We start from the raw sequence: 24290 nt of genomic DNA, 5'->3' as shown, positions 1-24290 counted from the left end.
AGTGAGTGGCCTTCGCCTCATGGCAGTGCACGCCCACCCCGACGACGAATCGAGCAAGGGCGCCGCGACGACCGCCAGATACGCCGCGGAGGGCGTCGAGGTGCTCGTCGTGACGTTGACCGGCGGCGAGCGCGGCAGCATCCTGAACCCGGCCATGGACACCCCCGGTGTGCTGGACCGGATCAACGAGGTCCGGCGCGAGGAGATGGCCGCGGCCGCCCACGCGCTCGGCGTGCGCCAGCACTGGCTGGGGTTCGTCGACTCGGGTCTGCCCGAGGGCGACCCGCTGCCGCCGCTGCCGGAGGGCTGCTTCGCCCTGGTGCCGCTGGAGGAATCCACCGAGGCGCTGGTGCGCGTGATCCGCGAGTTCAAGCCGCAGGTGATCACCACCTACGACGAGAACGGCGGCTACCCGCACCCGGACCACATCCGCTGCCACGAGGTCTCGATGGCCGCGTACGAGGCGGCGGGCGATCCCACGAAGTTCCCCGAGGCGGGCGAGCCGTGGACGCCGCTCAAGCTCTACTACGACCACGGCTTCAGCATGAAGCGCCTGGAAGCCTTCGCCGAGGAGTACGAGCGCATCGGTGAACCGTTCCCGCTGCAGGAGTGGCTGGACCGGATGAAGCAGTACATGGCGGAGCGTGGCGACATCATGGGCCGCGTCACCACCCAGATCGAATGCTCGAAATACTTCCCCCAGCGTGACGACGCCCTGCGCGCCCACGCGACCCAGATCGATCCCAACGGCGCGTTCTTCGCGATCCCGTTGGAGATGCAGCAGCGGCTCTGGCCGACCGAGGAGTTCGAATTGGCCAAGACGCGCGTGTCCACCGCCATCCCGGAGACCGACCTGTTCGCCGGCATCGAGGACAACGACCGGTGATGTTGGTCTACCTCGCACAGCAACCGACGGGCCCCGAATTCGGCAAGGCTTCCCCGCTCGGCCTGCTGGTCATCCTGATCCTGCTGGCAGGCACGGTGCTGCTGGTCCGCTCGATGAACAAGCACCTCAAGGGCCTGCCGGAAACGTTCGAACCCGAGCACCCGGAACCGGATCAGAAGGCCGACGACGGCACCGAGCCCGGTGTGATCGCCGTCGAGGAATCCGAACCGAAGCAGAGCTCCTAGCGCGCGGCGGCCAGGTCGGCGACGAGTTCGCCGACCAGGTCGCGCGCGGTGGCGGCGTGTTCGGCCACCGACCGCGGCGCGCCGCCGGCACTCAACTCGATCATCGTGTTCATCAGGCCGAACAACGCGACGAGCTGACGTAGGGCGGCGCGGCGTTCGGACACTGTCATCGGCGCGGTGGTTATCGGCAGGTTCACGACTATGGGATCGTCACTGTTCACAGGTTCGTTTCTGCCGATACCCAATCGACGCCGTGCGCGAACTACCAGTCGATGAGGTCGAGTTCGTGCAGGCGCCGGAACACCATCATCGAACCGGGCGCGACGTGCTCCATCGCGGCGTATTCACTCACGGTGAAGTAGCGGAATTCGGCGATTTCGCCGGTGGCGAAGGGTTCTCCGGTGAGTTCGGCCCGGAAACAGGTCATGTGCAGGCCGGTGTTGCGGCGGTGCCCGAAGGCTTCGGCCTCGAAGACGCCGAACTCGGCGACTCCGGCCAGGCCGACGCCCAGTTCTTCCTCGATCTCGCGATGTAGCGCCTGTAAAGGGGTCTCGCCGGGGTCGATCTTGCCGCCCGCCATGTAGAAGACATCCTTGCCTTCGGGACGCGTCTGAATCAGCCTGCGGTCGCGGACATGGGCGAGGGCGGCGGTGCGGATCATGGGGATCACTCTAAGGAGCGATCGGCCCCGTCTCGTGCCGAACGTGCTCCGCGTCACGCTGGTGTCTGGGTCAGCTCACCGAGACGGCGCCTGCGACGGCGCGTCGACGGTCAGCGTTTCGGCCGCGGCCAGCGAGTCGGTACGCGAGGTGTCTTTGAGGTCGACTCCCGAGCGACCGAGAGCGCGGGCCCCCGCGACCAGACCTGCCACCACGCGGGCGGCGTCGGCGTAGGTGAGGCCGTCTGGTGGGTGGATGTTGGAGACGCAGTTGCGCTCGGCGTCCGCGCGGCCGGGGCGCGGAAGGTGGGTCAGGTAGATGCCGAGGCTGTCGGCGACCGAGAGGCCCGGGCGCTCGCCGATCAGGACCAGAACAGTTCGCACGCCCATGGCTGCGGCGATGTGGTCACCCAGCGCCACTCTGGCCTGGGTGGCGATCACCGGTGGGGCCATGGTGTAGCGGTCGCCGAGTTCGGTTGCCAGGGCGGCGAGCAGATCCGGGGCGTGCTCGGACAGTGCCAAGGGAGACAGCCCGTCGGCGAGAACGAAGCCGATGTCTGCGCCGGTAGCGGTGACGGGGGTGAGATCGTCGGGCACTCGGCCGAGATCGGGGCGGCGCAGGTACTCGGCGCGATCGGCCGCCCTGCTGGCTACGGTGACCGGAGTGCCGAGGCCGAGTGCGGCGATGTGTTCGGTGAACGCCGCGACATCGAGAGGAAGGTGCACGGCGTCCCGTGCTGCGGCGTGTGCGGCGCGCAGGGCGAGGACGTCGGTCGTCGGCAACGCGTCGCCCGTGCGGCCGAGCCCGATTCTGGCTTGCGTACTGCCCCGCAGATCTCGCCAGAAGTCTTCGGCGACAGGCGATTGCGTCTCGTGCGCTGCGGCGACCGGTGGGGCCGGAACAGGTGGGGTCACAGGCGGTTCCGTTTCTGCGTCGATGTTCGTGAGCGGCTCGTCCGGCTGACGCGGTGCGCTCATCGAGTGGCTGTCAGCGCTCGCAGGGGTGAGGACAGCGGTTCCACCTGGCGCACACGGCCGTTCGCGTCGAGCATGCCGAGGCCCGACAGCCAGGCCTCGAATTCCGGTGCGGGCCGCAGGTTCAGGACCTGGCGGGCATACAGGGCATCGTGGAACGACAAACTCTGGTAGCCGAGCATCACGTCGTCGGCGCCGGGCACCGCGATGACGAACGCGCAACCGGCCGCGCCGAGCAGGGTGAGCAGGGTATCCATGTCGTCCTGATCGGCCTCGGCGTGGTTGGTGTAGCAGACATCCACGCCCATCGGCAGGCCGAGCAGCTTGCCGCAGAAGTGGTCTTCGAGTCCGGCGCGGATGATCTGCTTGCCGTCGTAGAGGTACTCGGGTCCGATGAAGCCGACGACCGTGTTCACCAGGAGCGGTCGCAGATCCCGAGCCACGGCGTAGGCGCGCGCTTCCAGGGTCTGCTGGTCCACCGGCCGATCGCCTACGCCGAGATGGGCATTCGCGCTCAGCGCCGACCCCTGGCCGGTTTCGAGGTACATCACGTTGTCGCCGACGGTGCCGCGCCGTAGCGATCGCCCCGCCTCGTTCCCCTCCCGCAACAGCGAGATGTTCACGCCGAAACCGGTATTCGCGCCCTCGGTACCCGCGACGGACTGGAACACCAGGTCCACCGGCGCACCGGCCTCGATCAACCCGATGGTCGTGGTGACATGGGAGAGGACGCACGACTGCGTCGGGATGTCGAAGCGCAACCGCACGTCGTCGAGCAGGTGCAGCAGATCCGCAGTGGCCTGCGGCGAATCGGTGGCCGGGTTGATCCCGATCACCGCGTCGCCGCAGCCGAGCAGCAGCCCGTCCAACGTGGCGGCGGCGATCCCGCGCGGATCGTCGGTCGGATGATTGGGTTGCAGCCGCGTGCTCAACCGGCCGGGCAGGCCGATGGTGGTGCGGAATCCCGCGGTCACCTCGGCCGCCTTGGCCACCGCGATCAGGTCCTGATTGCGCATGATCTTGCTGACCGCGGCCACCATCTCCGGCGTCAGGCCCGGCGACACCGCGGCCAGGGTCGCCGCCGAATCCTCGGTGGCGGCGACGGCGAGCAACCAGTCCCGCAGCCCGCCGACCGTCAGGTGCGCGATCGGCCCGAAGGCCACCCGGTCGTGACTGTCGATGATCAGCCGGGTGACCTCGTCGGTTTCGTACGGCACCAGGACGTCGTTCAGGAACGTCGTCAGCGGCACCTCGGCCAAGGCCCACTGCGCCGCGGCACGTTCGGCGTCGGTGGCGGCCGCGCAGCCGGCGAGTTCGTCGCCGCTGCGCAGGGGCGTGGCCTTGGCCATCAGCTCGATCAGACCGTCGAAGGTGTAGGTCGTGACGCCGATTGTGCTGCGGTACACGGTCATCGGGTCCTTTCGAAAAGATTTGTCGGCCACCGGATCCCGGCGGCGTCGTGTTATTCCAGCTCGGATTCCGCTTCGGCGATCGCCGCGAACTCCTCATCCGGCGACTTGGCGACCAGGTGTTTGCGACTGTAGAGCCCGAAGTAGGCCATGAAGGCGACGAACACACCGAGGGTCCACAGGGCGGCCGTCGGGTCGACCAGGAAGGTCGCCGCCACCGACGCGGCGGCGATGACCAGCGCGAACCCCGTGGTGGCGATGCCGCCGGGGGTGCGGTACGGGCGCGGCATGTTCGGTTCGCGCCTGCGCAGCACGATGTGGCTCACCATCATCAGCACATAGCTCACGGCCGCGCCGAACACCGCCATGTTCAGCAGCATCGCGCCCTTGCCGGTGAGCGAGAGGGCGAAGCCGATGATGCCGGGCACGATCAGTGCCAGCATCGGGGCCTTGCGGGAGTTGGTCACCGACAGGACCGTGGGCAGGTAGCCGGCGCGCGAGAGCGCGAAGGTCTGGCGGGAGTAGGCGTAGATGATCGAGAAGAAGCTGGCGACCAGACCGGCCAGGCCGATGTAGTTCACCACCTTGGCCGCCGAGCTGTCGCCCAGCGCCTCCACCAGGGGGTTGCCCGAGGACGATGCGCTCTGGGCGCCGAGCGCGCCGGTCACCAGGAACAGCACCACCGCGCCGGTGACGCACAGCAGCAGCATCGCGACGATGATGCCCTTGGGCACGTTCTTCTCCGGTTCGCTGGCTTCCTCGGCGGCCAGCGGTACGCCTTCGACGGCGAGGAAGAACCAGATCGCGAACGGGATGGCGGCCCAGATGCCCAGGTATCCGAAGGGCAGGAACGACGACGATCCGGTGGCCTCGGGATCGGCCGCGATGTTGGTGAGGTTGGCCGCGTCGAACTTGCCGACGGCCGCGAACGCGAAGATCGCCAGACCCACCAGCGCGATCGCGGTGATCACGAACATCGCCTTGAGCGCCTCGCCCGCACCGGCCAGATGGATGCCGATGAACAGGGCGTAGACCGCCAGATACACCCACCACCCGTCGGTGATCCCGAACAGGTTCAGCGATTCCACATAGGCGCCGATGAAGGTGGCGATGGCCGCGGGCGCGATCGCGTATTCGATGAGAATCGCTGTGCCGGTGGCGAATCCGCCCCACGGTCCGAGCGCGCGCCGGGCGAAGGTATAGCCGCCGCCCGCCGCGGGCAGCGCCGAGGACAGTTCGGCCATGCCGAGCACCATCGCCAGATACATCGCGGCGATGACGATCGTGGCGATCAGCAGTCCGCCGAAGCCGCCCTCGGCGAGGCCGAAGTTCCAGCCGGAGAAGTCGCCGGAGATCACGTAGCTCACGCCGAGCCCCGCGAGCAGCACCCAGCCCGCCGAGCCCTTGCGCAGGGTGCGTTTGGCGAGATAGTCGTCGACCGGTGAGCCCTCGCCGGTGGCGGGGCTGATTTCTGTACTCACGTGGGAGCTCCTCATCAACAAGCAAAGCGCGTTCGCCCGGCAACGGTGATCGTCGAGGGTTGAAGAATGGTTGACGACTGTTACGGCCGTGGATCCGTCAGGTCAGCGGTGCGTATCGAGCACCGCTGACCTGCGAAAACAATCTGATTACGGGTGTTTCAGATCACCCGGTTATCGGCGGCGGCGCCGTTTCGAGCGCGGCCGCTTCCTCGTCGGTGAACAGGCGTGAGCGGATCAGGAACCGCACGCCTTCGGGAGCTTCGAGCGAGAACCCGCCGCCGCGTCCCGGCACCACGTCGACGGTGAGATGGGTGTGTTTCCAGTACTCGAACTGGTCGGCGCTCATCCAGAACGGTGTGTCGCCGGGCAGGTACCCGAGCAGCACGTCCGAACCGCCCACCCGGAATTCCCCACGCGGGTAACACATCGGCGAGCTGCCATCGCAGCACCCGCCGGACTGGTGGAACATGACCGGGCCGTGTTGCCCGGTCAAGTCCCGCAGCAGCGCCGCCGCCTGTTCGGTGAGGTCGACGCGCTGCACCATCAGAAGAAGCCGAGCTTCGTCGCCGAGTAGCTGACCAGGATGTTCTTGGTCTGCTGGTAGTGATCGAGCATCATCTTGTGGTTCTCGCGCCCGATGCCGGACTTCTTGTAGCCGCCGAACGCCGCGTGCGCGGGGTAGGCGTGGTAGCAGTTGGTCCAGACCCGGCCCGCCTTGATGCCGCGGCCGAGGCGGTAGGCGGTGTTCATATCGCGCGTCCACACGCCGGCGCCGAGACCGTAGAGGGTGTCGTTGGCGATCGACAGCGCCTCCTCGGTGGAGTCGAAGGTGGTGACCGCGACGACGGGCCCGAAGATCTCCTCCTGGAACACACGCATGTCGTTGCTGCCCTTGAAGATCGTCGGCTCGATGTAGAAGCCGTCGGCCAGCCCGTCGACGCTGCGCACCGCGCCGCCGGTGAGTACCTCGGCGCCTTCCTTCTTGCCGATGTCGATGTAGGACAGGATCTTCTCGAACTGATCGTTGCTGGCCTGGGCGCCGATCATGGTCGCCTCGTCGAGCGGGTTGCCGCTGATGATGGCCTTGGTGCGTTCGATGCAGCGGGCCATGAACTCGTCGTAGATCGACGAGGCGATCAGCGCGCGCGACGGACAGGTGCACACCTCGCCCTGGTTGAGGGCGAACATGACGAAGCCCTCGATCGCCTTGTCCAGGTAGTCGTCATCGGCGGCCATCACATCGGGCAGGAAGATGTTGGGGCTCTTGCCGCCCAGTTCGAGGGTGACCGGAATGATGTTCTCGCTGGCGTACTGCATGATCAGCCGGCCGGTGGTGGTCTCACCGGTGAACGCGACCTTCGCCACGCGCGGGCTGGAGGCGAGCGGCTTGCCCGCTTCGACGCCGAAACCGTTGACCACGTTGAGAACCCCCGGCGGCAGCAGATCCGCGACGAGTTCGACGACCTTCATGATCGAGGCCGGGGTCTGCTCGGCGGGCTTGAGCACCACCGCGTTGCCGGCGGCCAGTGCGGGCGCCAGCTTCCAGGTGGCCATCAGGATCGGGAAGTTCCACGGAATGATCTGTGCGACAACGCCGAGCGGCTCGTGGAAGTGATAGGCGATGGTGTCCTTGTCGACCTCGCTGATGCCGCCTTCCTGCGCGCGCAGCACTCCGGCGAAGTAGCGGAAGTGATCGACCGCCAGGGGGAGGTCGGCGGCCAGGGTTTCGCGGACCGGCTTGCCGTTGTCCCAGGTCTCGGCGACGGCGAGGGCCTCGAGGTTGGCCTCGATCCGGTCGGCGATCTTGTTGAGGATGTTGGCGCGCTCGGCGGCCGAGGTCTCACCCCAGGCCGGGGCCGCGCGGTGGGCGGCGTCGAGCGCCAGTTCCACATCGGCGGCGCTCGAGCGGGCGATCTCGCAGAACGGCTGCCCGTCCACCGGGGAGGTGTTCTCGAAATAGCGGCCTTCGACCGGCGGAATCCACTTGCCGTCGATGAAATTGTCGTATCGCGGCGCGTAGCTGACGATGCTGCCCTCGGTGCCCGGCTTGGCGTAGATCATGTGCGGTGGCTCCTCGCTGATTCCGGTGAATCGTGACGCCCATCACTATCCCTGTTCAGGGTTGATGAAACGTTGAAGCCGGACCGATCAGGCGCGAAGGGCGCTGTGCAAGCGTGCGGTGGCGACCGCGCGACGGGCATCGCGGGCGGGGAGCAGGGCGAGGGCGTGTTCGTGGACGGCGATGTCGTCGGGGGCGGAATCGCCGTAGGCCAGTGCGTGATTCGCGTCGGGGCTGTTCAGAACCGCGTTGCGCATGGCGACTTCGAGGTAGTCGCGCCATTCGCTGATGCCCGGTGTATCCGAATCGGGAAGCAGTGGACCGTGATACAGGCGAACCGCCGTGTCCAGATCGCCTCGCTCGATGGCGTGCAGCACGTCGAGGGCGTCGCAGGACAGGGGAGTGGTGAAGCGGTAGACGCGGCTGGTGATGTCGCCGCCGGTGGCACGGCGCAGGTACGACATCTCCGATTTGAGCGTGCTGGCGCCGACCGCGCGATCACCGTAGACGGCGTAGTGCAGTCGTTCGTGGCTGTAGCCGTCGTCGTCGAGGGCGAGCAGGGTGAGGATCTCGAGGTGGCGTGGCCGCAGCCGGATCTGCTGACCGTCGCGCATCAACCGGCCGGTTCCGAGGCAGGTCAGCCGCATCCCGGCGGGCGCGGGTACGGCGGCGTGCAATTTCGACTCGATGGCGCTGGTCATGGTGCGCACGGTGGCCATGGCCAGCGGATGCGAGCGCTTCCAGGTGGTCGACAGGTCCAGCACGCCGAGCAGGGTCCCGTCGGCGGCGCGGATCGGCGCGCAATAACAGACCCAGCCGTGCAGGGCCGCGACGAGATGCTCGGCCGAGAACACGGTGTGCGGTTGGTCGGTGCGCAACGCCAACGACAGTGCGTTGGTCCCCATGTGCGCCTCGTCCCACCGGCCACCCGGCGCGAAGTTCACCTGCTCGGCCCGCCTGCGCATGACGGGCCCGCCATAAGTCCACAGAATCGTCCCCGAAGCATCGGTGACCGCCGCGACGTACCCCGCGTCGTCGGCGACACTGTGCAACTGCTCTTTCAGCTCGGTCACCGGCCCCCGTAACGGCGACTCCGCCCACCGGGGACCGATATCGGTCTCACTGACCGGCGCGTGATCGCGCCCAGGATCCACGGTCCGCAACGACCGCGTCCAAGACTGCGCCACCTCGGTCCGCACCCCCGCCCCCGAAACCTCCACCCCGCCCGGCACCCACATCGCCCACTCCCGCTCCAGCGCAGCCCGCTGCGCGGAAAGCGTGAGCTGCACCATCTCGGGTCTTCCTACTAGACGAACTGGGCGAGGATTCCACATTCCATCATGCCCCAGCGCCACCCGCTGAGCAGCAGTTTCGTCAGGCCGAACTACCACGACGACAACCTCGCGACGCCGGGTTCACGGGACAGGCGGGATCGGCCTTGGTATCAAGGTGCATGAGCGTATTCATGCTGATCCCGGGAGCGGGGTGCGATGCCGGCTACTGGGGGCAGGTGGCCGACGAGTTGCGCGGGCTCGGCCATGACGCGGTGCCCGTGTCGCTGCCGAGCGAGGACGACAGCGCCGGGTTGGCGGAATACGCCGACGCGGTGGTCGAGGCGATCGGCGGGCGACGGGATGTGGTTGTGGTGGCGCACTCGTTCGGCGGGTTCACCGCGCCGCTCGTATGCGATCGAGTACCGGTGGAGCGAATGGTGTTGGTATCGGCGATGATTCCGGCGCCTGGCGAGGCGCCAAGCGACTGGTGGGCCAACACCGGACACGCGACCTCGGGTGATGACGACGTGTTCTACAACCAGCTCACCCCCGAGCAGCGGGCCGAGGCGGAGAAATACGAGCGCGGCCAGACCGATACCCCGATGGCGTCCCCATGGCCGCTGGCATCTCGGCCCGAGGTGCCGACCCGGTTCATCTTGCTGCGCGACGACCGATTCTTCCCCGCCGACTTCATGCGCGAACTCGTAGCCTCCCGGCTGGGGATCGAGCCGGTCGAAATGGATGGCGGGCACATGGTCATGATGTCCAGGCCCGCGGAATTGGCCCGCTTCCTGCTCTGATCGCGGAGAGAGGTGAGCAGCGCGAGCAGTGGCAAGGCCACGATGCGCGCGAGCTGGTGCAACGAGAGTTCTCGTCCGCTGAACGGCGTGGGTGGGTGGCCGACGAGCTGCTCACCCGCGCTGGACGGCCCTGGTGCCGAGGTCGAAGTGGATGCCGGCTCCGAGCATCGTGGTGGCGGGGAGGCCGATCATGGCGCGGAAGGATTCGCTGAAATGGGAGGGGGTGGCGAAGCCCGCGTCGATGGCGGAGCGGGTGAGGTCGTGGCCGTTGACGGCGTTGGCGATTGCGGTGACCATGCGGTTCCAGCGTTGATAGCCGCGGAACGTGGTGCCGCAGTGCTGGGTGAACAGGTGCAGGAAATGGCCGGTGGACAGGCCGAGGTTCGCGGCGATCTGGTCGGCACGCAGCGCGTTGGCGGGCTGGTCGCGGATCGCGGCGGCGAGTCTGGCGATGCGTGCGTCCGTGCCGAGGGTCGGGCCCGCGATGGCGCGGTTGTAGAGCAGATCCGGGTCGACGCCGGGTTGGCCACACAGCTCGACGAGTTCGCGCTCGCGGCGGTGGGTTAGACCGAAAGTGCCTGCCGCAGAAGTCATCTCGTCGGCAATCATGGTCGCGGGTGCACTCGACGGGTCGATGAACAGCACCAGGATCCACCCCTGCGTGGCAACGACGCGGTGGGCGGTGCGGGCAGGCGCGAAGGAACTGCCCGTGCGAATCAGACCGCGGGTGGTGTGCACGATCAGCGGTCCGTCCAGGCCGACGGTGAGCATCGCGACCGGCGGCGAGTGCGTATCGGGCCGCAGATCCGGCCCGATGTACCCGATGTGGCCCGGCCGTGCCCACGCGGTCGGTATCCGCGCTGAACCGCGGATCTTCGAACGGGTATCGACGCTCACTCGTACCAGGGTATCGACGTGTCGCCGGGTGTGCCGCGACCGGTGATTCGGGTCGGCGTCTCTGTGGTGGTCATCGGCGATCGGCGGCTTCGGGGAGGCGGGGGACCGAGGCGACGAGTTGGCGAGTGTATTCGTGCTGGGGTGAGCGCAGGACGGAATCCGCTTCGCCGGATTCGACGATCCTGCCGTCTTTCATGACGAGGACGCGGTCGGCGAGGTGGTGCACGACGCCGAGGTCGTGGGAGATGAGCAGAAGGGCGGTGCCGAACTCGGACTGGAGCCCGGCGAGGAGGTCGAGGATCTGAGCTTGAACGGAGACGTCGAGGGCGGACAGCGGCTCGTCGGCGACCAGGAGGGCGGGGTTGGGGGCGAGAGCGCGGGCGATGGCTACCCGTTGGCGTTGGCCGCCGGAGAGGGTGCGGGGGTGGCGGGGGAGTAGGTCGCGGGCGAGGCCGACCGCGTCGAGGATTTCGCGGACCCGCTGGGTGCGCGCTGTGCCGCGGAGACCGATGGTGTCGAGGCTTTCGCCGATGACGCGCTCCACGGTGTAGCGGGGGTCGAAGGAGCTGAGGGGGTCCTGGGCGATCAGTTGCGCCGCGCCGCGAAGCGGGCGTAATGCCTTGGCGGAGAGCTCACTCCACGGTTCGCCATCGACGACCACCCGCCCGGACGACGGTGCGATGAGTCCCAGTGCGAGACGGGCCGTCGTGGTCTTGCCCGAACCCGATTCGCCGACGATGCCCAGAGTTTCGCCGCCGAACAGGTCGAAGTCGACGTTGTCCACCACGGTGCGGGCGGCTGATCCGGAGCCGTAGGTCTTGCGCAGGTTGCGGACCGAGAGCACGACCCGGGTGTTGTCCACCGAGCGCGGCGGCAGCAGCTCGCGGAGTTCGGCGCGGACCGGCGACTCCGATCGCGACGATGCCGGCGCCGGCGATGAATTCGGCGGATCGGTGGGTTGCCGTGGTTCGGCGAGCTGGTCGGAGACCGACAACTTCGAACCGCGCGAGGCGGCGGACGGCACGGCCGCGAGCAGCTTCTTCGTGTACGGGTGCGCCGGACGGGTCAGCACGTCGCGCGTGCTGCCCTCCTCGACGACCTCCCCGTCACGCATGACCAGCACCCGGTCGGCCACCTCGGCGACCACCGCCAGGTCGTGGCTGATCAGCAGCAGTGCCGTGCCGTCGGCCTTGCGGGCGCGAAGGAGTTCCAGAATCTGTTGCTGGACAGTCACGTCGAGTGCGGTGGTCGGCTCGTCGGCGACGATGAGTCGAGGATCGCCGGCGAGTGCCGTCGCGATCAACACGCGCTGACGCAACCCACCGGACAGCTCGTGGGGATACTGACGCAGTCGCAGTTCGGGTTCGGGGACGCCGACATCGGTGAGCAGTCGCACACTGCGGGCGGTGAGCGCCTGCCCGCGCAGGTCGGTCAGCGCGCGTTGCGCTTCGGCGAGTTGGCTACCGATCGAGTACAGCGGATCGAGGGAGACCAACGCGTCCTGGAGTACGAATCCGATGTCGCTGCCCCGGATTCGGCGCCACTGCCGATCGCGATGACCGCGCGCGTCCTGCCCGAAGAGTTCGAGACGGTCGGCGCGCACCCCGGCGCCCGTTCCGGCCAGGCCGACCATCGCGCGCGCCGTCACCGATTTGCCCGACCCGGATTCACCGACGAGGGCGACGGCCTCGCCCGGCTCGATCCGCAGATCGATGCCGTGCACCACCTCCTTGCCGGCGAACCCGACTCGCAGATTCTCGACCGCGATCAGACTCATATCGTTGGCCTCCCGTCGTAGTGCCGCTGCCAGTGCCGACCGAGCGAGCTCACCGCGATGACCGTGGCGGTCACCGCCACGCCGGGCAGCACCGCGATCCACCAGGCATTGCGCAGATAGTTGCGTCCCTCGGCGAGCATCGCGCCCCATTCCGGTTCCGGCGGTTGCGGACCCATCCCCAGAAAGCTCAGACCGGCCGCGCCGAGGATCGCGGTGCCGAGGCCGATGGTGGCCAGGATCGGGACCTGCGCGACCGCGTGCGGCAGGACGTGTCGCCGCACCAGCGTCGCTCTGGTGAGCCCGAAAGTTCTTGCCTGTTCGACATACCCGGACTCCTGCACGACGAGGGTCTGCGCGCGCACCACCCGGGCGAACCGGGGGATCGAGGCGATGCCGAGCGCGAAGATCAGGTTCGTGGTGCCGGGGCCGGTGAACGAGATCAGGACCAGGGCGAGCAACAGGTCGGGAAACGATGAGACCACATCGAGGAACCGGGTGATCAACTCGTCGAGTGGTCCGCGCGCCAACCCGGACAGCAGGCCCAGCGCCGTGCCCGCCACCACCGCGATCGCGACAGCGGTGATGCCGATGAGCAGCGAGTAGCGCGCACCGTGGATGACCCGGGTGAGAACGTCGCGGCCCAGGTGATCGGTGCCGAACCAATGCTGCGCACTCGGCGGCAGTTGGGCGGCAAGGGGATCGGCTGCGAGTGGGTCTGCACCGGTCAGCAGGGCCGGGGCTACCACCGCGATCGCGACCAGCCCCACCGTCAGGGCTGCCACCGCTACGCCCGGCGCTACAGCGAAACCCTGTGCGCGTAGACCGAGTCGACCGGCCGCGCGCGGCGTCGCGGTGACAGTCATCGTTTCCCTCCATCGCGTGAGTCGCGGCGCAGTCGCGGATCGAGCCACAGGTAGAGCAGATCGACCAGTGTGCTGATCACGACGTAGACGAAGGCCGAGAGGATCGCTACGGCCAGTACGACGGGAAGATCCTGTGCGAGAACAGCTTCGACGGTCACTCGCCCCAGTCCGGGCCGGCCGAAGACCTCCTCGATGATCACCGCCCCGCCGAGCAGGCCGCCGACCAGCCAGCCGGTCAAAGTCACCGCGGGCAGGGCGGCGTGCCGTAGACCGTGCCGCAGTCGCAACGCGTTCTCGCTCACCGACCACGACCGCACCGTCACCGCGAACGGTTCGTCGAGCGCCCGCTCCAGCCCGTCGCGCAGGACCTGGGAGATCACCGCGCCGAGCGACAGACCGAGCGCGAGTGCGGGCAGAACCAAGGCCGACAGCCCCTTGCTCGCCGCCACCGGAAAAATCTTGAGCTGGAAACTGAACACCGACAGCAACACGATGCCGAGCCAGAAGGAGGGCGTCGAAACAAGAGCCAGTTCCACCGCATTCGCGATGGCGCGTGATCGCCGCCGCTGCGCCGTGCTCGTCGCGACGACGATCGCGAACACCAGCGCCACCAGCAACGCGGCCCCGGTCAGTGCCAACGTGGGACCGGCCTGCGAGCCGATGACTTCCGACACCGGCCGCTGCAGCACATAGGAACGCCCGAAATCCCCGTGCGCCACATTCCACAGGTAGCGGGCGTACTGGACAACGGCCGGACTGTCGAGTCCCCACTCGGCGCGGATGGCCGCCTCGACCTCCGGGGTGCGCTGCTGTTCGCCGAGCAACACGTCGACCGTGTCGCCCGGCGCCAGCCGCACACCGAGGAACGACAGCGTGGTCGCGCCCCACAGCACGCCGATACCCGTGATCACCCGCAGCGCGATCCGTTTGGCTGCGCCGACGCGAGCATCGCTGTCCACCGGGGAGGTCACGACCTCCGGTGCGATCACTTCCGTCGTCATCGGTGGCTATCCACGATCGACCCAGATGTCGTACGCGTTCTCCGCGAGCTGCTTGTACGGACGGTATCCCGCGCCGTACACGTGGGCTCCTGTCGCGATCTGGTTCTCGGGAATGTAGAGCGGCAGCCCGTAGGCCTTGTCGACGATGGCGAACCGCTGCAATTGCGCGTACTGCTCGGCCCGCTCGGCGGAGTCGGTGGTCGAGGCGGCGGCCCGCAGCCAGGTGGACAGTTCGGGATCGGTGGCGCGGCTGTAGTTCAGCGTGCCCAGCGGCGTCGGCGGATACCAGTGGTTCTCGATGTCGATACCGCCGGTGATGGTGTCGGAGTTGGCGATCGACCCGAAGGCGTTCTTCTTTCGGAGCTCGCTGTAGGTGCCGAGGTCGACGTAGGACAACTTCAGATCGATGCCCGCGTTCTGCTTGGCCTGCGCCTGCACCGCCTGCAACAGCACCTCGCGCTGATCGCGCACGGTCGACTGGGCCTGCACCAGTTCGACGGTCAGCCGCTGGCCGTCCTTGGTCCGGAACCCTTCGGAATCCTTTGCCGTCCATCCGGCTTCGTCGAGCAGCCGGTTCGAGGCAGCCTTGTCGGCGCCGTAGGTGCCCTCGACGCTCTTGTCGTAGAACAGGGTGTCGACGCTGGAGGCGATACCCCAGCCGCGGGTGCGCTCGCCGCGATAGATCGACTGCAGCACCGCGTTCACGTCGACGGAGTTGTTGAGCGCCTTGCGGACTCGGACATCGGTGGCAGGGCCGTAGGTCGCGTTCCAGTACAGCGTGTACGGGCTGCCGTTGTTCAGCCCGGTCGTATAGGTGAAATCGGGGTTGTCCCGGAACAGTGAGGCGTCGTTGCCGGAGACGCCTTCGATGAGGTCGACCTGACCGGAGGTGAGCGCGCCGGTGCGCACCGACGACTCGGGCAGGAAACGGTAGGTCACCTCGTCGAGGTAGGCCGGACCCTGATGCTTCGCGCTCTGCGGCGCCCAGTTGTAGTCGGGGTTCTTGCGGAAGTGCAGTTCCTGACCTTTCACGTAGCGGTCGAGGATGAACGGACCGGTACCCGCGATCTCCGGCCCACCGGCCTTGAGCTGCGGCTTGTCCCACGCGGCCGAGGAGATGATGGGGAAACCGGCGGCGAAGTCGAGGAACGGCGCGTACGGGTCCTTCAGGGTGAACACCACGGTGCGCTCGTCGCGGGCGGTGACAGCGGCCAGGTGTGACAGCGGCCCGGCGGACCAGCCGCCGGAATAGGACACGTCCTGCATCGTGGTGAAGTTGCGGGCCACGGCGGTCGCGGTGAGCGGATTGCCGTCGGTGAACTTCACCCCTTCGCGCAGGGGGAAGGTGTAGGTGAGCCCGTCGGGCGAGATCTCGTGGCCGGTGGCCAGCCACGAGACGAAACCGCCCTCGGTCGTGCGCGCGAGTAGCGACTCGAAGACGTTGCGCAACATCAGGTGCGTATTGCTCTGGCCGTTGAGGTGCGGGTTCAACGTGGTCGGCTCGGTCTCCACCCCCCACGTCAACGAGCCGCCGTTGACCGGTTGCGCCGATTCGCGTGCCGCGGTGTCCGTTCCACCACACGCGGTCGCCAGCACGGCCACCGCCGATACCAGAGCTGTGGCAAGTAGTCGCCGATGTCGCATCACAGCGCGGCGCCCCTCTCTTCGATGAGAAACAGTGATTGAGCTGTGGTGACCACGGCGCCTTCGGCCGCGGTCACGGTGACGATCCCCGCATGGGTGGCGGTGAGTTCGTGTTCGAGCTTCATGGCCTCGACCACGCCGAGCAGCTGCCCCTTCTCGACCGGGTTGCCCGATTCGACGTGGAGCTGCACGAGGGTGCCCGGCATGGGCGAGCGGATCTCGGGATCCGTCGCGGTCGTGCCGAGCGAGCGGTATTCGGCGTAGCGCACCTGCCGGGAAACCCCGGCCGCCTGGCAGATCCAGCCCTCGCCGTCGCGTCGTACGACACACGGGGTCGAGCCGACCGTGATCGTGTCGCCGTTGGTTCGTCGGGCGGTGACGCACACCTCGGTCGCCGGCCGGGTGGCCGCGCTCTGGTCGGTGGTCTGCACAGCGGGGCCGCTCGGGTCGACGGTGTCGGCGCGCACGAGCACCGCGTCGCCCTCGTAGCCGCCGACTCGCACCGTGACCGCGCGCCCGTCGACCGACAGATCGAGACTGCCGAGGTCGCGGTCGGCGGGATCGAGCCAGGCCCGATCACCGCCGGGCGCGCCGGTCGACCAGGGTGTCGCGCGGTCGGGTGCGGTGAGCGCCGCGGCCACCGCGAGGGCACTGAGCTCGTCGGGATCGCCGAACTCGGCGACCGGATCGATCCGGTCCAGGTAGGCGGTGTCGTGCTCGGCCGCCGCGACGATCGGGGCGGCCAGGACGCGTGCGACGAAACCGAGGTTGGTCGAAATACCCTGCCAGCGAAGGTCTTCGCAGGCCCGGCGGGCGGCGGTGAGCGCGTCGCCGCGGGTGGCGCCGGTGGCGACGAGTTTGGCGATCATCGGATCGAACCCACCGGTGACGTCTAGATGGCGGGCGAAGGCGCGTTCGACGCGAACATCGGGCCAGTGGGTGACCTCGAGCCCGCCCGGGCACGGCAGGAACGCCCGGAACGGGTCCTCGGCGTACATCCGCACCTGCACCGAAGCGCCCGAGTACCCGATATCCGCCTGGCCGGCGGGCAGCGGTTCGCCCGCGGCGACCCGCAATTGCCACTCCACCAGGTCGAGGCCGGTGATCTCCTCGGTGACGGTGTGCTCCACCTGCAACCGTGTGTTCATCTCGATGAAGAAGAACTCGTCCCCGACCAGCAGGAACTCGAAAGTGCCCGCGCCCACGTACTGCAAGGCCTTCGTGCCCTGCACCGCGGCGGCGAACATCGCCGCGCGCACCGCATCGGGAATGCGGGGGGCCGGCGCTTCCTCGATCACCTTCTGATGTCGCCGTTGCAGCGAGCAGTCCCGATCGAAAAGGTGCACAGCGTGGCCGAATTCGTCGCCGAAGACCTGCACCTCGATGTGGCGTGCGCGTTCGACATACCGCTCCAGGTGCAGGCGACCATCGGCGAAAGCCGCTGTCGCGGTGCGTGAAGCAGACGCCAGCGCCTCGCGCAGTCCGGCGGCCGCGCGCACCACCGACATGCCCTTGCCGCCACCACCGCCCGCGGGCTTGACGATCAGCGGGTACCCGATGTCGGCTGCCGCGCCCACCAGCGCGTCGAGGTCTTCGCCGGCCCGCACGGTGCCGGGCAGCACGGGCACACCCGCCTCGGCCATGACCTGGCGCGCCGAGGACTTGTCGGCCATCGTCTCGATCACCCGCGAACTCGGGCCGACGAACACCAATCCGGCCGCACGGACCGCACGCGCGAAATCGGCGTTCTCGGACAGGAAGCCGTATCCGGGATGCACCGCATCGCACCCGGTTTCGGTGGCGGCGTGCACCAGTGCGTCGATATCGAGATACCCCGCGGCCAGCGCGACGGTCGACACCGCCGCCGCGTGATAGGTGAGTGATCGGTCCGCCGCCACGCTCACGGTCACGTACTCGATGCCGAGGCGATCGCAGGTGCGGGCGATCCGGGCGGCGATCTCGCCCCGGTTCGCGATGAGCAGTCGTGAGATCACAGCCGGAACACCCCGAAGTTCGAACCCGCAGGCTGCGGCCGATCCCAGCGCTCGTGAGCCAGCGACAGGCACCGCGCCAACCACGAGCGGGTGTCCTCCGGTTCGACCACGGCGTCGATCCACATGCGGGCCGCGATGTAGGTCGGCAGCGATTGGCGCTCGAAGCTGTCGATGATCGGCTGCTTGATGGCGGCTTCCTCGGCGGCGCTGAGTTCCTTGCCGTCGCGGCGCAACCGGTCACGCTTGAGGATCGCCATCACCGCCGCGGCCTGCTCGCCACCGACCCCGGTGGAGCGGGCATTGGGCCACATCGCCATGAACTGGCCGCCCATCGACCGCCCCGACATCGCGAAATTAGCGGCGCCGAAACTTCCGCCGATCACCAGCGAGATCTTCGGCACCGTGGCGCACGAGACCGCGTTCACCATCTTCGCGCCGTGTTTGGCGATCCCGGCCCGTTCGTACTCCTCGCCGACCATGAACCCACTCACGTTGTGCACGAACAACAGTGGGATGCGGCGCTGCTCGCAGATCTGGATGAAGTTGGTGGCCTTGAGCGCGCTGTCGGGGAAGATCACGCCCTGATTGGCGATGATCCCGACCTCGTAACCCGCGATCCGGGCGGTCGCGCACACGATTGTGATGCCGTAGTCCTTGCGGTACTCGACCCACGAGCCGGCATCGACCACGCAGCGCAGAATCGCGCGGACGTCCATCTCCTTCTTGGTGGTGGCCGGAATCAGATCCGGGAGCCGTGCCGGATCGTCGGCGGGCTCGAGCACCTCGAATGCCGGCGGATGCACGCGGTCACCGGGGGTACGGGACACGATGTCGCGCACCATCGCCAGCGCTTCCAGCTCGTTCGCCGCGAGATGGTCGGCCACCGCGGTTTCGCGGACGTGCAGATCGGCGCCGCCGAGGGTCTGCGCGTCGACCACCACGCCCGTGGCGGCCTCCACCAGCTGCGGACCGCCGAGGAAGACGGTGCTCAGATCCTTGACCATCACGGTCTCGTCGCTCATCGCCGGGATATAGGCGCCACCCGCCGTGCAGATGCCGAGCACGGCCGAGATCTGCGGCAAGCCGAGCGCCGACATCTCCGCGATATTGCGGAACATCTTTCCGAGGTGCTCCTCGTCGGGGAAGATCTCCTCCTGCAACGGCAGGTAGATGCCGCCCGAGTCCGCCAGATACACGCACGGCAGGCGGTACTCCCTGGCCAGCTTCTGCCCGCGCAGGTGCTTCTTGATCGTGAGCGGATAGAAGGTTCCGCCCTTCACGTGCGGGTCGTTGGCGAACACCATGCACGGCCTGCCGTGGATGGTGCCGATGCCGACGATCAGCGCGGCGGCGGGCAGATCGGTGTCGTAGACCTCGTGGGCGGCGAGGCGCCCGATCTCCAGGAACGGTGTCCCCGGGTCCAGGATGCGGTTGACTCGTTCGCGCACAGGAAGTTTCGCGTCGCCGTGGCGTCGGCGCGGCGCCACGATCTCGGCGGTGTGGTCACGCAGCAGGGCGCGTTGGGCTTCGAAGCCGAGGGTGTTCTCGATGACGGCGGTCATGCTGGTAGTTCCTCCCGGTCCTGATGCGCGGCGAGACTCGCGCTCAGGGTGTCGGCGAAGCGGCGGATCGTGTCGGGGTCGAGGTCGGCCCGCAGCATCAGGCGCAGGCCCGCGCTGCCGCGGCGGATGATCGGGAAGAACACCGGCGAGGTGTAGAAGCCGGCGTCGAGCATGTCCCGGGCCACGGCGACGGTGACGTCCTCCTGGCCGATGCTCACGAATCTGATCGGCAGGCCGTCACCGGCGAGCTCGGTGTCGACCAGCGAGTCGAACAGGCGGACCCGCTCCTGGAGCGCGACCTGGAGTCGATCGACGGTGCCGTCGTCGTGGAGGTCGCACGCGGCGATGATCGCGCCGAGTCCGGCCGTGTTCACGCGCTGCGACCACATCAGCGGGCCGCTCGTGCGCAACAGGGTGGGTGTGCGGGACGCGTCACCCGCCGCGCCGAAGAAGATCACGCCGCCGCTGGCGCCGAACCCCTTGTTGAGCGAGGCGATCACGAGGGTTCGTTCGCGCCAGCCCTCGTAGGCTCCGAGAACGTATCCGCGGCCGTGGCTACCCAGCGTCGAAATACCGTGCGCCTCATCGAAATACAGGAACAAGCCGTATCGATCCTGGAGCCGGTGCAACTCGGCGAGGGGTGCGCCACCGCCGGTGCTGTAGACCCCGTCGGCGACATAGGCCACGTGGGAATGCGTGCGGCACAGCTCTTCCAGGGCGGCGATGTCGTTGTGCTCGATCGTGACCAGTTCGGTCTCGTCCGCGACCAGCGGCTTCATCGCGTTCAGGCAGAAGTGCGCGTTCTTGTCGAAGACCACCAGCGGCGGGTGCCCCTCGGTGAGCTCACCGGAAGCGAGCAGCGGCAAGGTCGCCCACGCGGCCGCGGCGCACGAGGACACGGTCACCGCCTGCGCGTCGAAGGTCTGGGTCAGGCGTTGTTCGGCCTCCTCCAGCAGGCCGAGCCGGATGCGCATCCGGGAAATAGAAGAATTGATCGTCGCGGTTTCGTCGAGCCCGCGATGGGCGCCCTCGATGATTCGTGGATCGCTGTCCAAACCGAGATAGGAATAGGACGAGAAGTTGACGATTGTTCGACCGTCGCGGGAATGGACAATTCCCTCGCGCATATCATCGGCGATGATGTCGACCAGTCCGTGGGCGGTGCTGTCGTCCCAAAATGTATTGCTCAGTTGCAACTGCCTGCGGATATTTGCGAATTGGTTTCTGGCCATTCCGTTCATTCCTTATGTTGGCGAGGGTGCGTCAGTTTTCCGGGGCGCCGCGACGACGAGCACGTTCACCGCGGCGAGCAGCGTGATGGCGATGGACCAGGCGAGCAGCCCGGACAGGGTGGGGCCTGCCAGCGAGGCGATGCCCGCGAGGCCCTGCTGCACCAGCGCGCACCACGAGACCGCGATGGCGGCTCCGGTGGCGAGGTGGCTGACGGCGTGCGCGGCGCTGTTGGGGAACAGCGTCGCCTGACCGAAGGTCGTGGTGACGTACCCGGCGAGGAAGACCGGCAGCGCGATCGCCCGGGGCAGATCGACGGCCCACACGACGGTGACGAGCACGCAGCCCGCGAGCATGATCGCGGCGCCCTGACGCATCATGGCGTGCGCTCCCACCTGTCGCACGCGTTGGCGGACGTAGGTCGCGCCGCCGAGGTAGGCCGCACCGTAGAGGACGCCGAACAGGCCGAACACCCAAGGCGAGAGCCCGAACCGGTCGGTGAAGATGAACGCGGACTTCTGCTGGATCATCACGATGACGGCGAATCCGATGCCGCCCGCGACCGCGCTCACGACGAACACCCTGTCGGTGAAAAGGCGTCTAGCTGTGCCTTTGTCCCTAGGCCCCGGTTCGCGCCGGGGCAGTGAGATGCGCAGGGCGAAGGCGACCGGCACCGCGGCGAGCACGGCCAGCACGACGAATCCGTATCGCCATCCGACCGTCGAGGTGACGATGCCGCCGATCACCTGCCCGCCGCCGAGCGCGACGACGAACGCCATCGACAGCAGCGCGAGTTGGCGCGCGAGCTCCGCGCCGGTGAACAAGTCCTTGATCATCATCCGGCCGACGACCGCGATACCGCCCGCGCCGATCGCCTGGACCACGCGCAGCCCGAGCAACTCCGGGGCGTTGGTGATCAGCGCGAGGCCCGCGCTGGCGAGGACGAAGCACAGCCCGGCCGCGACGAAGGCGGGCACCCGGCCGAACCGTTCCGCCGCCCTGCCCCACGCGACGACCGGGAGCGCGGCGAACACCACGAACACCGCCACCGACAGCTGCAGGACGCTGTCACCGGCACCGATGTCGGCGCCCAGCGCGGGCATGCTCGGCAGGTAGATGGTCGTCGCCATTTGGGCGACCGCGACCGCGACACATGCCGTTGTGACAACTGCTCGGCGTGTTGCCGCGGAAGCCGGGATTTCGCCGGTTTCCGCTTGCACAGACAATGCACTCCCCTATGGCCGAGCGAATCACGCAGGATGCTGGATCCGAGTTCTAGGTATACGGCCAGGCGAAGCGGCCGAACACCGTTGCGATCGCGTTGATTTCAGAAGCCGAGGTAAATAATCGGCGGCGTATCGGTGACGGCACAGTGCGTCGCGCAGGGGATGCGAAGAAATTGCCCGAGCGCATCGGGCCGAACGAACGGAGCGGGCGCGACCTGTGCTCGTCGCGTGTGGCAGGGTGGAACCGTGAACCGATTGGCCGGTGCGACCTCGCCCTATCTGCGTCAACACGCCGACAACCCCGTCCACTGGCGGGAGTGGGACGCCGATGCCCTAGCCGAGGCGGCTGAGCGGAATGTGCCGATCCTGCTGTCGATCGGGTACGCGAGCTGCCACTGGTGCCACGTGATCGCCCACGAGTCCTTCGAGGACCTCGCGACGGCCGAGCAGATGAACGCCGGCTTCGTCTGCGTGAAGGTGGATCGGGAAGAGCGTCCCGATCTGGACGCGGTGTACATGAACGCCACCGTGGCCATGACCGGACAGGGCGGCTGGCCCATGACCTGCTTCCTCACGCCCGACGGCGCGCCGTTCTATTGCGGTACCTACTACCCGAAGCAGCCACGCGGCGGGATGCCGTCGTTCACGCAGTTGCTCAGCGCGGTGACCGAGACCTGGCTCAACCGGCGCGACGACGTCGACAAGGCCGCGCGCCAGGTGACCGATGCCTTGCAGGCGCAGGCAGCGGGACTCCCGGACGCCGAATTCACCATTGTCCCCGACCTTCTCGACAAGGCTGTGCCCACGATCGTCGCCGACGAGGACTCGACGCACGGCGGATTCGGTGGGGCGCCGAAGTTTCCGCCGTCGGCGTTGCTGGAAGGGCTGCTGCGGCACTGGGAGCGGACCGGCGACCGATCGGTGTACGAGGTGGTCGAGCGCACGGCCGAGGCGATGGCGCGTGGCGGGATCTACGACCAGCTGCGCGGCGGGTTCGCGCGCTACTCGGTCGACGCCGGGTGGCTCGTACCGCACTTCGAGAAGATGCTCTACGACAATGCCCTGCTGCTGCGCGCCTACGCCCATCTCGCGCGTCGCGCGCCCGTGACCCCGCTGGAGTCGTTGCCGCACAGGGTGACCCGGGAGACGGTCGAATTCCTGCTCGGTGATCTCGGTACGGCGCAGGGCGGTTTCGCCTCGGCTCTCGACGCCGACACCCACCTCGAACCGGATGGGCCCGGCGTCGAAGGCGCGACCTATGTGTGGACGCCCGCCGAGCTGATCGGCGAACTCGGCCCGCTCGACGGCATGTGGGCCGCCGACGCTTTCGGCGTCACCACCGGGGGCAATTTCGAACAGGGCACCTCGGTGCTCACCCGGCACAGCGATCCCGTCGACGCCGAACAGTCGTCGCGTTTCGATCGACTGCGCGCCCAGCTGTTCGAGGCCCGCACCCAGCGCCCACAGCCCGCCCGCGACGACAAAGTGGTCACCGCCTGGAACGGCATGGCCATCACCGCGCTCGCGGAATCCGGTGCGGCACTGGAAGAGCCGTCGTGGATCGCCGCCGCCGTGCGTTGCGCCCGCTACCTGCTCGACGTCCACCTCGTCGACGGCCGACTGCGCCGCGCCTCCCTCGACGGCGTCGCGGGCACCCCGCCCGGCGTTCTCGAGGACTACGCCTGGTTCGTCACCGGCCTGCTCGCCCTCTATCAAGCCACCGGCGAACCCGACTGGCTCGCCGCCGCACAGCTGTTGCTGGACAACACGATCGACCACTTCGCCGACCCCGAACGCCCCGGCAGCTGGTTCGACACCGCCGACGACGCCGAAACCCTGGTCGCCCGCCCCCGCGACCCCGTCGACGGCGCCACCCCCTCCGGCGCCTCCGCGTTGGCCGAGGCCCTGCTCACCGCCTCGGCGGTCGCCGACCCCGACCGTGCCCTCCGCTACCGCGAACTCGCCGACCGGACCCTCGCCCTCGGCGCGATCCTGCTGGCCCGCGCACCCCGCACCGCGGGCAACTGGCTCTCCGTCGCCGAAGCCGCGGTCCGCGGTCCCTACCAGGTGGCCATCGCCGCCACCGAAAAATCCGCCACCACAATGGAACTCCTCGCCGCCGCCCGCGCGTCCGCCCCTGGCGGCTCGATCGTCCTCGCGGCCCCGCCGAACACCGCCCCCCTCCTCACCGACCGCCCCCTCGTCAACGGCACCCCGGCCGCCTACGTCTGCCGCGGCTCGGTCTGCGACCTCCCGGTCACCGATCCCGCGGCCCTGACGGCTTCGCTTCAGCGGTAACGGACCCGCGT

At 68.2% G+C, this 24290-nt stretch carries 21 protein-coding genes; 4 read left to right on the top strand and 17 right to left on the bottom strand.

Annotated features, from left to right (window positions below):
* Positions 1–19: 19 nt before the first annotated feature.
* Positions 20–886 carry a mycothiol conjugate amidase Mca gene (gene mca / locus ACFVJ5_RS25785; protein WP_379223786.1) on the top strand — a complete coding sequence of 289 codons (867 nt, stop codon included), beginning with the start codon at positions 20–22 and terminating at the stop codon, positions 884–886.
* On the top strand, positions 886–1131 hold the full coding sequence (locus tag ACFVJ5_RS25780) for a hypothetical protein (protein ID WP_379223784.1): 246 nt from the start codon (positions 886–888) through the stop codon (positions 1129–1131). The genes mca and ACFVJ5_RS25780 overlap by 1 nt, the downstream gene beginning before the upstream one ends.
* Here ACFVJ5_RS25780 and ACFVJ5_RS25775 read toward each other — a convergent pair.
* The 8 genes from ACFVJ5_RS25775 to ACFVJ5_RS25740 all read right to left on the bottom strand — a co-directional run bounded on the left by ACFVJ5_RS25775 (position 1128) and on the right by ACFVJ5_RS25740 (position 9005).
* On the bottom strand, positions 1128–1352 hold the full coding sequence (locus ACFVJ5_RS25775) for a hypothetical protein (protein WP_379223782.1): 225 nt from the start codon (positions 1350–1352) through the stop codon (positions 1128–1130). The genes ACFVJ5_RS25780 and ACFVJ5_RS25775 overlap by 4 nt on opposite strands.
* Before the next feature lie 41 nt (positions 1353–1393).
* Entirely contained in the window at positions 1394–1792 is a 399-nt protein-coding gene (locus ACFVJ5_RS25770; protein WP_056816067.1) for an NUDIX domain-containing protein, read from the bottom strand.
* Positions 1793–1867: 75 nt separating this feature from the next.
* A complete protein-coding gene (gene eutC, locus ACFVJ5_RS25765; RefSeq protein ID WP_379223780.1) occupies positions 1868–2704 on the bottom strand; it encodes an ethanolamine ammonia-lyase subunit EutC in 837 nt (278 codons plus the stop codon).
* 59 nt (positions 2705–2763) lie between these two features.
* Positions 2764–4176 (bottom strand): ethanolamine ammonia-lyase subunit EutB, encoded by a 1413-nt coding sequence (locus ACFVJ5_RS25760; RefSeq protein ID WP_379223779.1) that lies wholly within the window; start codon positions 4174–4176, stop codon positions 2764–2766.
* Positions 4177–4226: 50 nt separating this feature from the next.
* A complete protein-coding gene (gene eat / locus ACFVJ5_RS25755) occupies positions 4227–5669 on the bottom strand; it encodes an ethanolamine permease (RefSeq protein WP_379223777.1) in 1443 nt (480 codons plus the stop codon).
* 148 nt (positions 5670–5817) lie between these two features.
* A complete protein-coding gene (locus tag ACFVJ5_RS25750; RefSeq protein ID WP_358064324.1) occupies positions 5818–6198 on the bottom strand; it encodes a DUF779 domain-containing protein in 381 nt (126 codons plus the stop codon).
* The gene (gene adh / locus ACFVJ5_RS25745) at positions 6198–7715 is read right to left on the bottom strand and encodes an aldehyde dehydrogenase (RefSeq protein ID WP_379223775.1); all 1518 of its coding nucleotides are present in this window, start codon (positions 7713–7715) and stop codon (positions 6198–6200) included. The genes ACFVJ5_RS25750 and adh overlap by 1 nt, the downstream gene beginning before the upstream one ends.
* Positions 7716–7802: 87 nt before the next feature.
* Positions 7803–9005: a transcriptional regulator gene (locus ACFVJ5_RS25740; RefSeq protein ID WP_379223773.1), complete on the bottom strand. Its 1203-nt coding sequence runs from the start codon at positions 9003–9005 to the stop codon at positions 7803–7805.
* 161 nt (positions 9006–9166) lie between these two features.
* Between ACFVJ5_RS25740 and ACFVJ5_RS25735 the strand changes: the two genes are divergently transcribed.
* The gene (locus tag ACFVJ5_RS25735; protein WP_379223771.1) at positions 9167–9787 is read left to right on the top strand and encodes an alpha/beta fold hydrolase; all 621 of its coding nucleotides are present in this window, start codon (positions 9167–9169) and stop codon (positions 9785–9787) included.
* Between the two features lie 111 nt (positions 9788–9898).
* Here ACFVJ5_RS25735 and ACFVJ5_RS25730 read toward each other — a convergent pair whose 3' ends face one another.
* From ACFVJ5_RS25730 to ACFVJ5_RS25690, 9 genes are all read right to left on the bottom strand, one after another.
* Positions 9899–10684 (bottom strand): helix-turn-helix domain-containing protein, encoded by a 786-nt coding sequence (locus ACFVJ5_RS25730; RefSeq protein ID WP_379223770.1) that lies wholly within the window; start codon positions 10682–10684, stop codon positions 9899–9901.
* Between the two features lie 70 nt (positions 10685–10754).
* Positions 10755–12461, bottom strand: a complete 1707-nt coding sequence (locus ACFVJ5_RS25725) for a dipeptide ABC transporter ATP-binding protein (protein ID WP_379223769.1) — start codon at positions 12459–12461, stop codon at positions 10755–10757.
* On the bottom strand, positions 12458–13324 hold the full coding sequence (locus ACFVJ5_RS25720) for an ABC transporter permease (protein ID WP_379223768.1): 867 nt from the start codon (positions 13322–13324) through the stop codon (positions 12458–12460). Before ACFVJ5_RS25720 ends, ACFVJ5_RS25725 begins: the two co-directional genes overlap by 4 nt.
* On the bottom strand, positions 13321–14325 hold the full coding sequence (locus tag ACFVJ5_RS25715) for an ABC transporter permease (protein WP_379223766.1): 1005 nt from the start codon (positions 14323–14325) through the stop codon (positions 13321–13323). The genes ACFVJ5_RS25720 and ACFVJ5_RS25715 overlap by 4 nt, the downstream gene beginning before the upstream one ends.
* 6 nt (positions 14326–14331) lie before the next feature.
* Positions 14332–15927 carry an ABC transporter substrate-binding protein gene (locus ACFVJ5_RS25710; protein ID WP_379223764.1) on the bottom strand — a complete coding sequence of 532 codons (1596 nt, stop codon included), beginning with the start codon at positions 15925–15927 and terminating at the stop codon, positions 14332–14334.
* A 41-nt stretch (positions 15928–15968) separates the two neighbouring features.
* Complete coding sequence (locus ACFVJ5_RS25705; RefSeq protein WP_379223763.1) at positions 15969–17963, bottom strand: biotin carboxylase N-terminal domain-containing protein; 1995 nt, start codon at positions 17961–17963, stop codon at positions 15969–15971.
* Positions 17960–19525: an acyl-CoA carboxylase subunit beta gene (locus ACFVJ5_RS25700; RefSeq protein ID WP_379223761.1), complete on the bottom strand. Its 1566-nt coding sequence runs from the start codon at positions 19523–19525 to the stop codon at positions 17960–17962. The genes ACFVJ5_RS25705 and ACFVJ5_RS25700 overlap by 4 nt, the downstream gene beginning before the upstream one ends.
* The gene (locus ACFVJ5_RS25695; RefSeq protein WP_379223759.1) at positions 19522–20757 is read right to left on the bottom strand and encodes an aminotransferase class I/II-fold pyridoxal phosphate-dependent enzyme; all 1236 of its coding nucleotides are present in this window, start codon (positions 20755–20757) and stop codon (positions 19522–19524) included. Before ACFVJ5_RS25695 ends, ACFVJ5_RS25700 begins: the two co-directional genes overlap by 4 nt.
* Positions 20758–20769: 12 nt before the next feature.
* Positions 20770–21975 (bottom strand): MFS transporter, encoded by a 1206-nt coding sequence (locus ACFVJ5_RS25690; protein WP_379223967.1) that lies wholly within the window; start codon positions 21973–21975, stop codon positions 20770–20772.
* 252 nt (positions 21976–22227) lie between these two features.
* On the opposite strand from ACFVJ5_RS25690, the gene ACFVJ5_RS25685 reads away from it, so the two are divergent.
* A complete protein-coding gene (locus tag ACFVJ5_RS25685) occupies positions 22228–24279 on the top strand; it encodes a thioredoxin domain-containing protein (RefSeq protein ID WP_379223757.1) in 2052 nt (683 codons plus the stop codon).
* Positions 24280–24290: the final 11 nt, after the last annotated feature.

This window comes from Nocardia sp. NPDC127606 (assembly GCF_042671725.1).
Taxonomy (GTDB): Bacteria; Actinomycetota; Actinomycetes; order Mycobacteriales; family Mycobacteriaceae; genus Nocardia.
The sequence above is the reverse complement of the archived record's forward strand: the minus strand, read 5'-3'. Positions and strand labels throughout refer to the sequence as shown.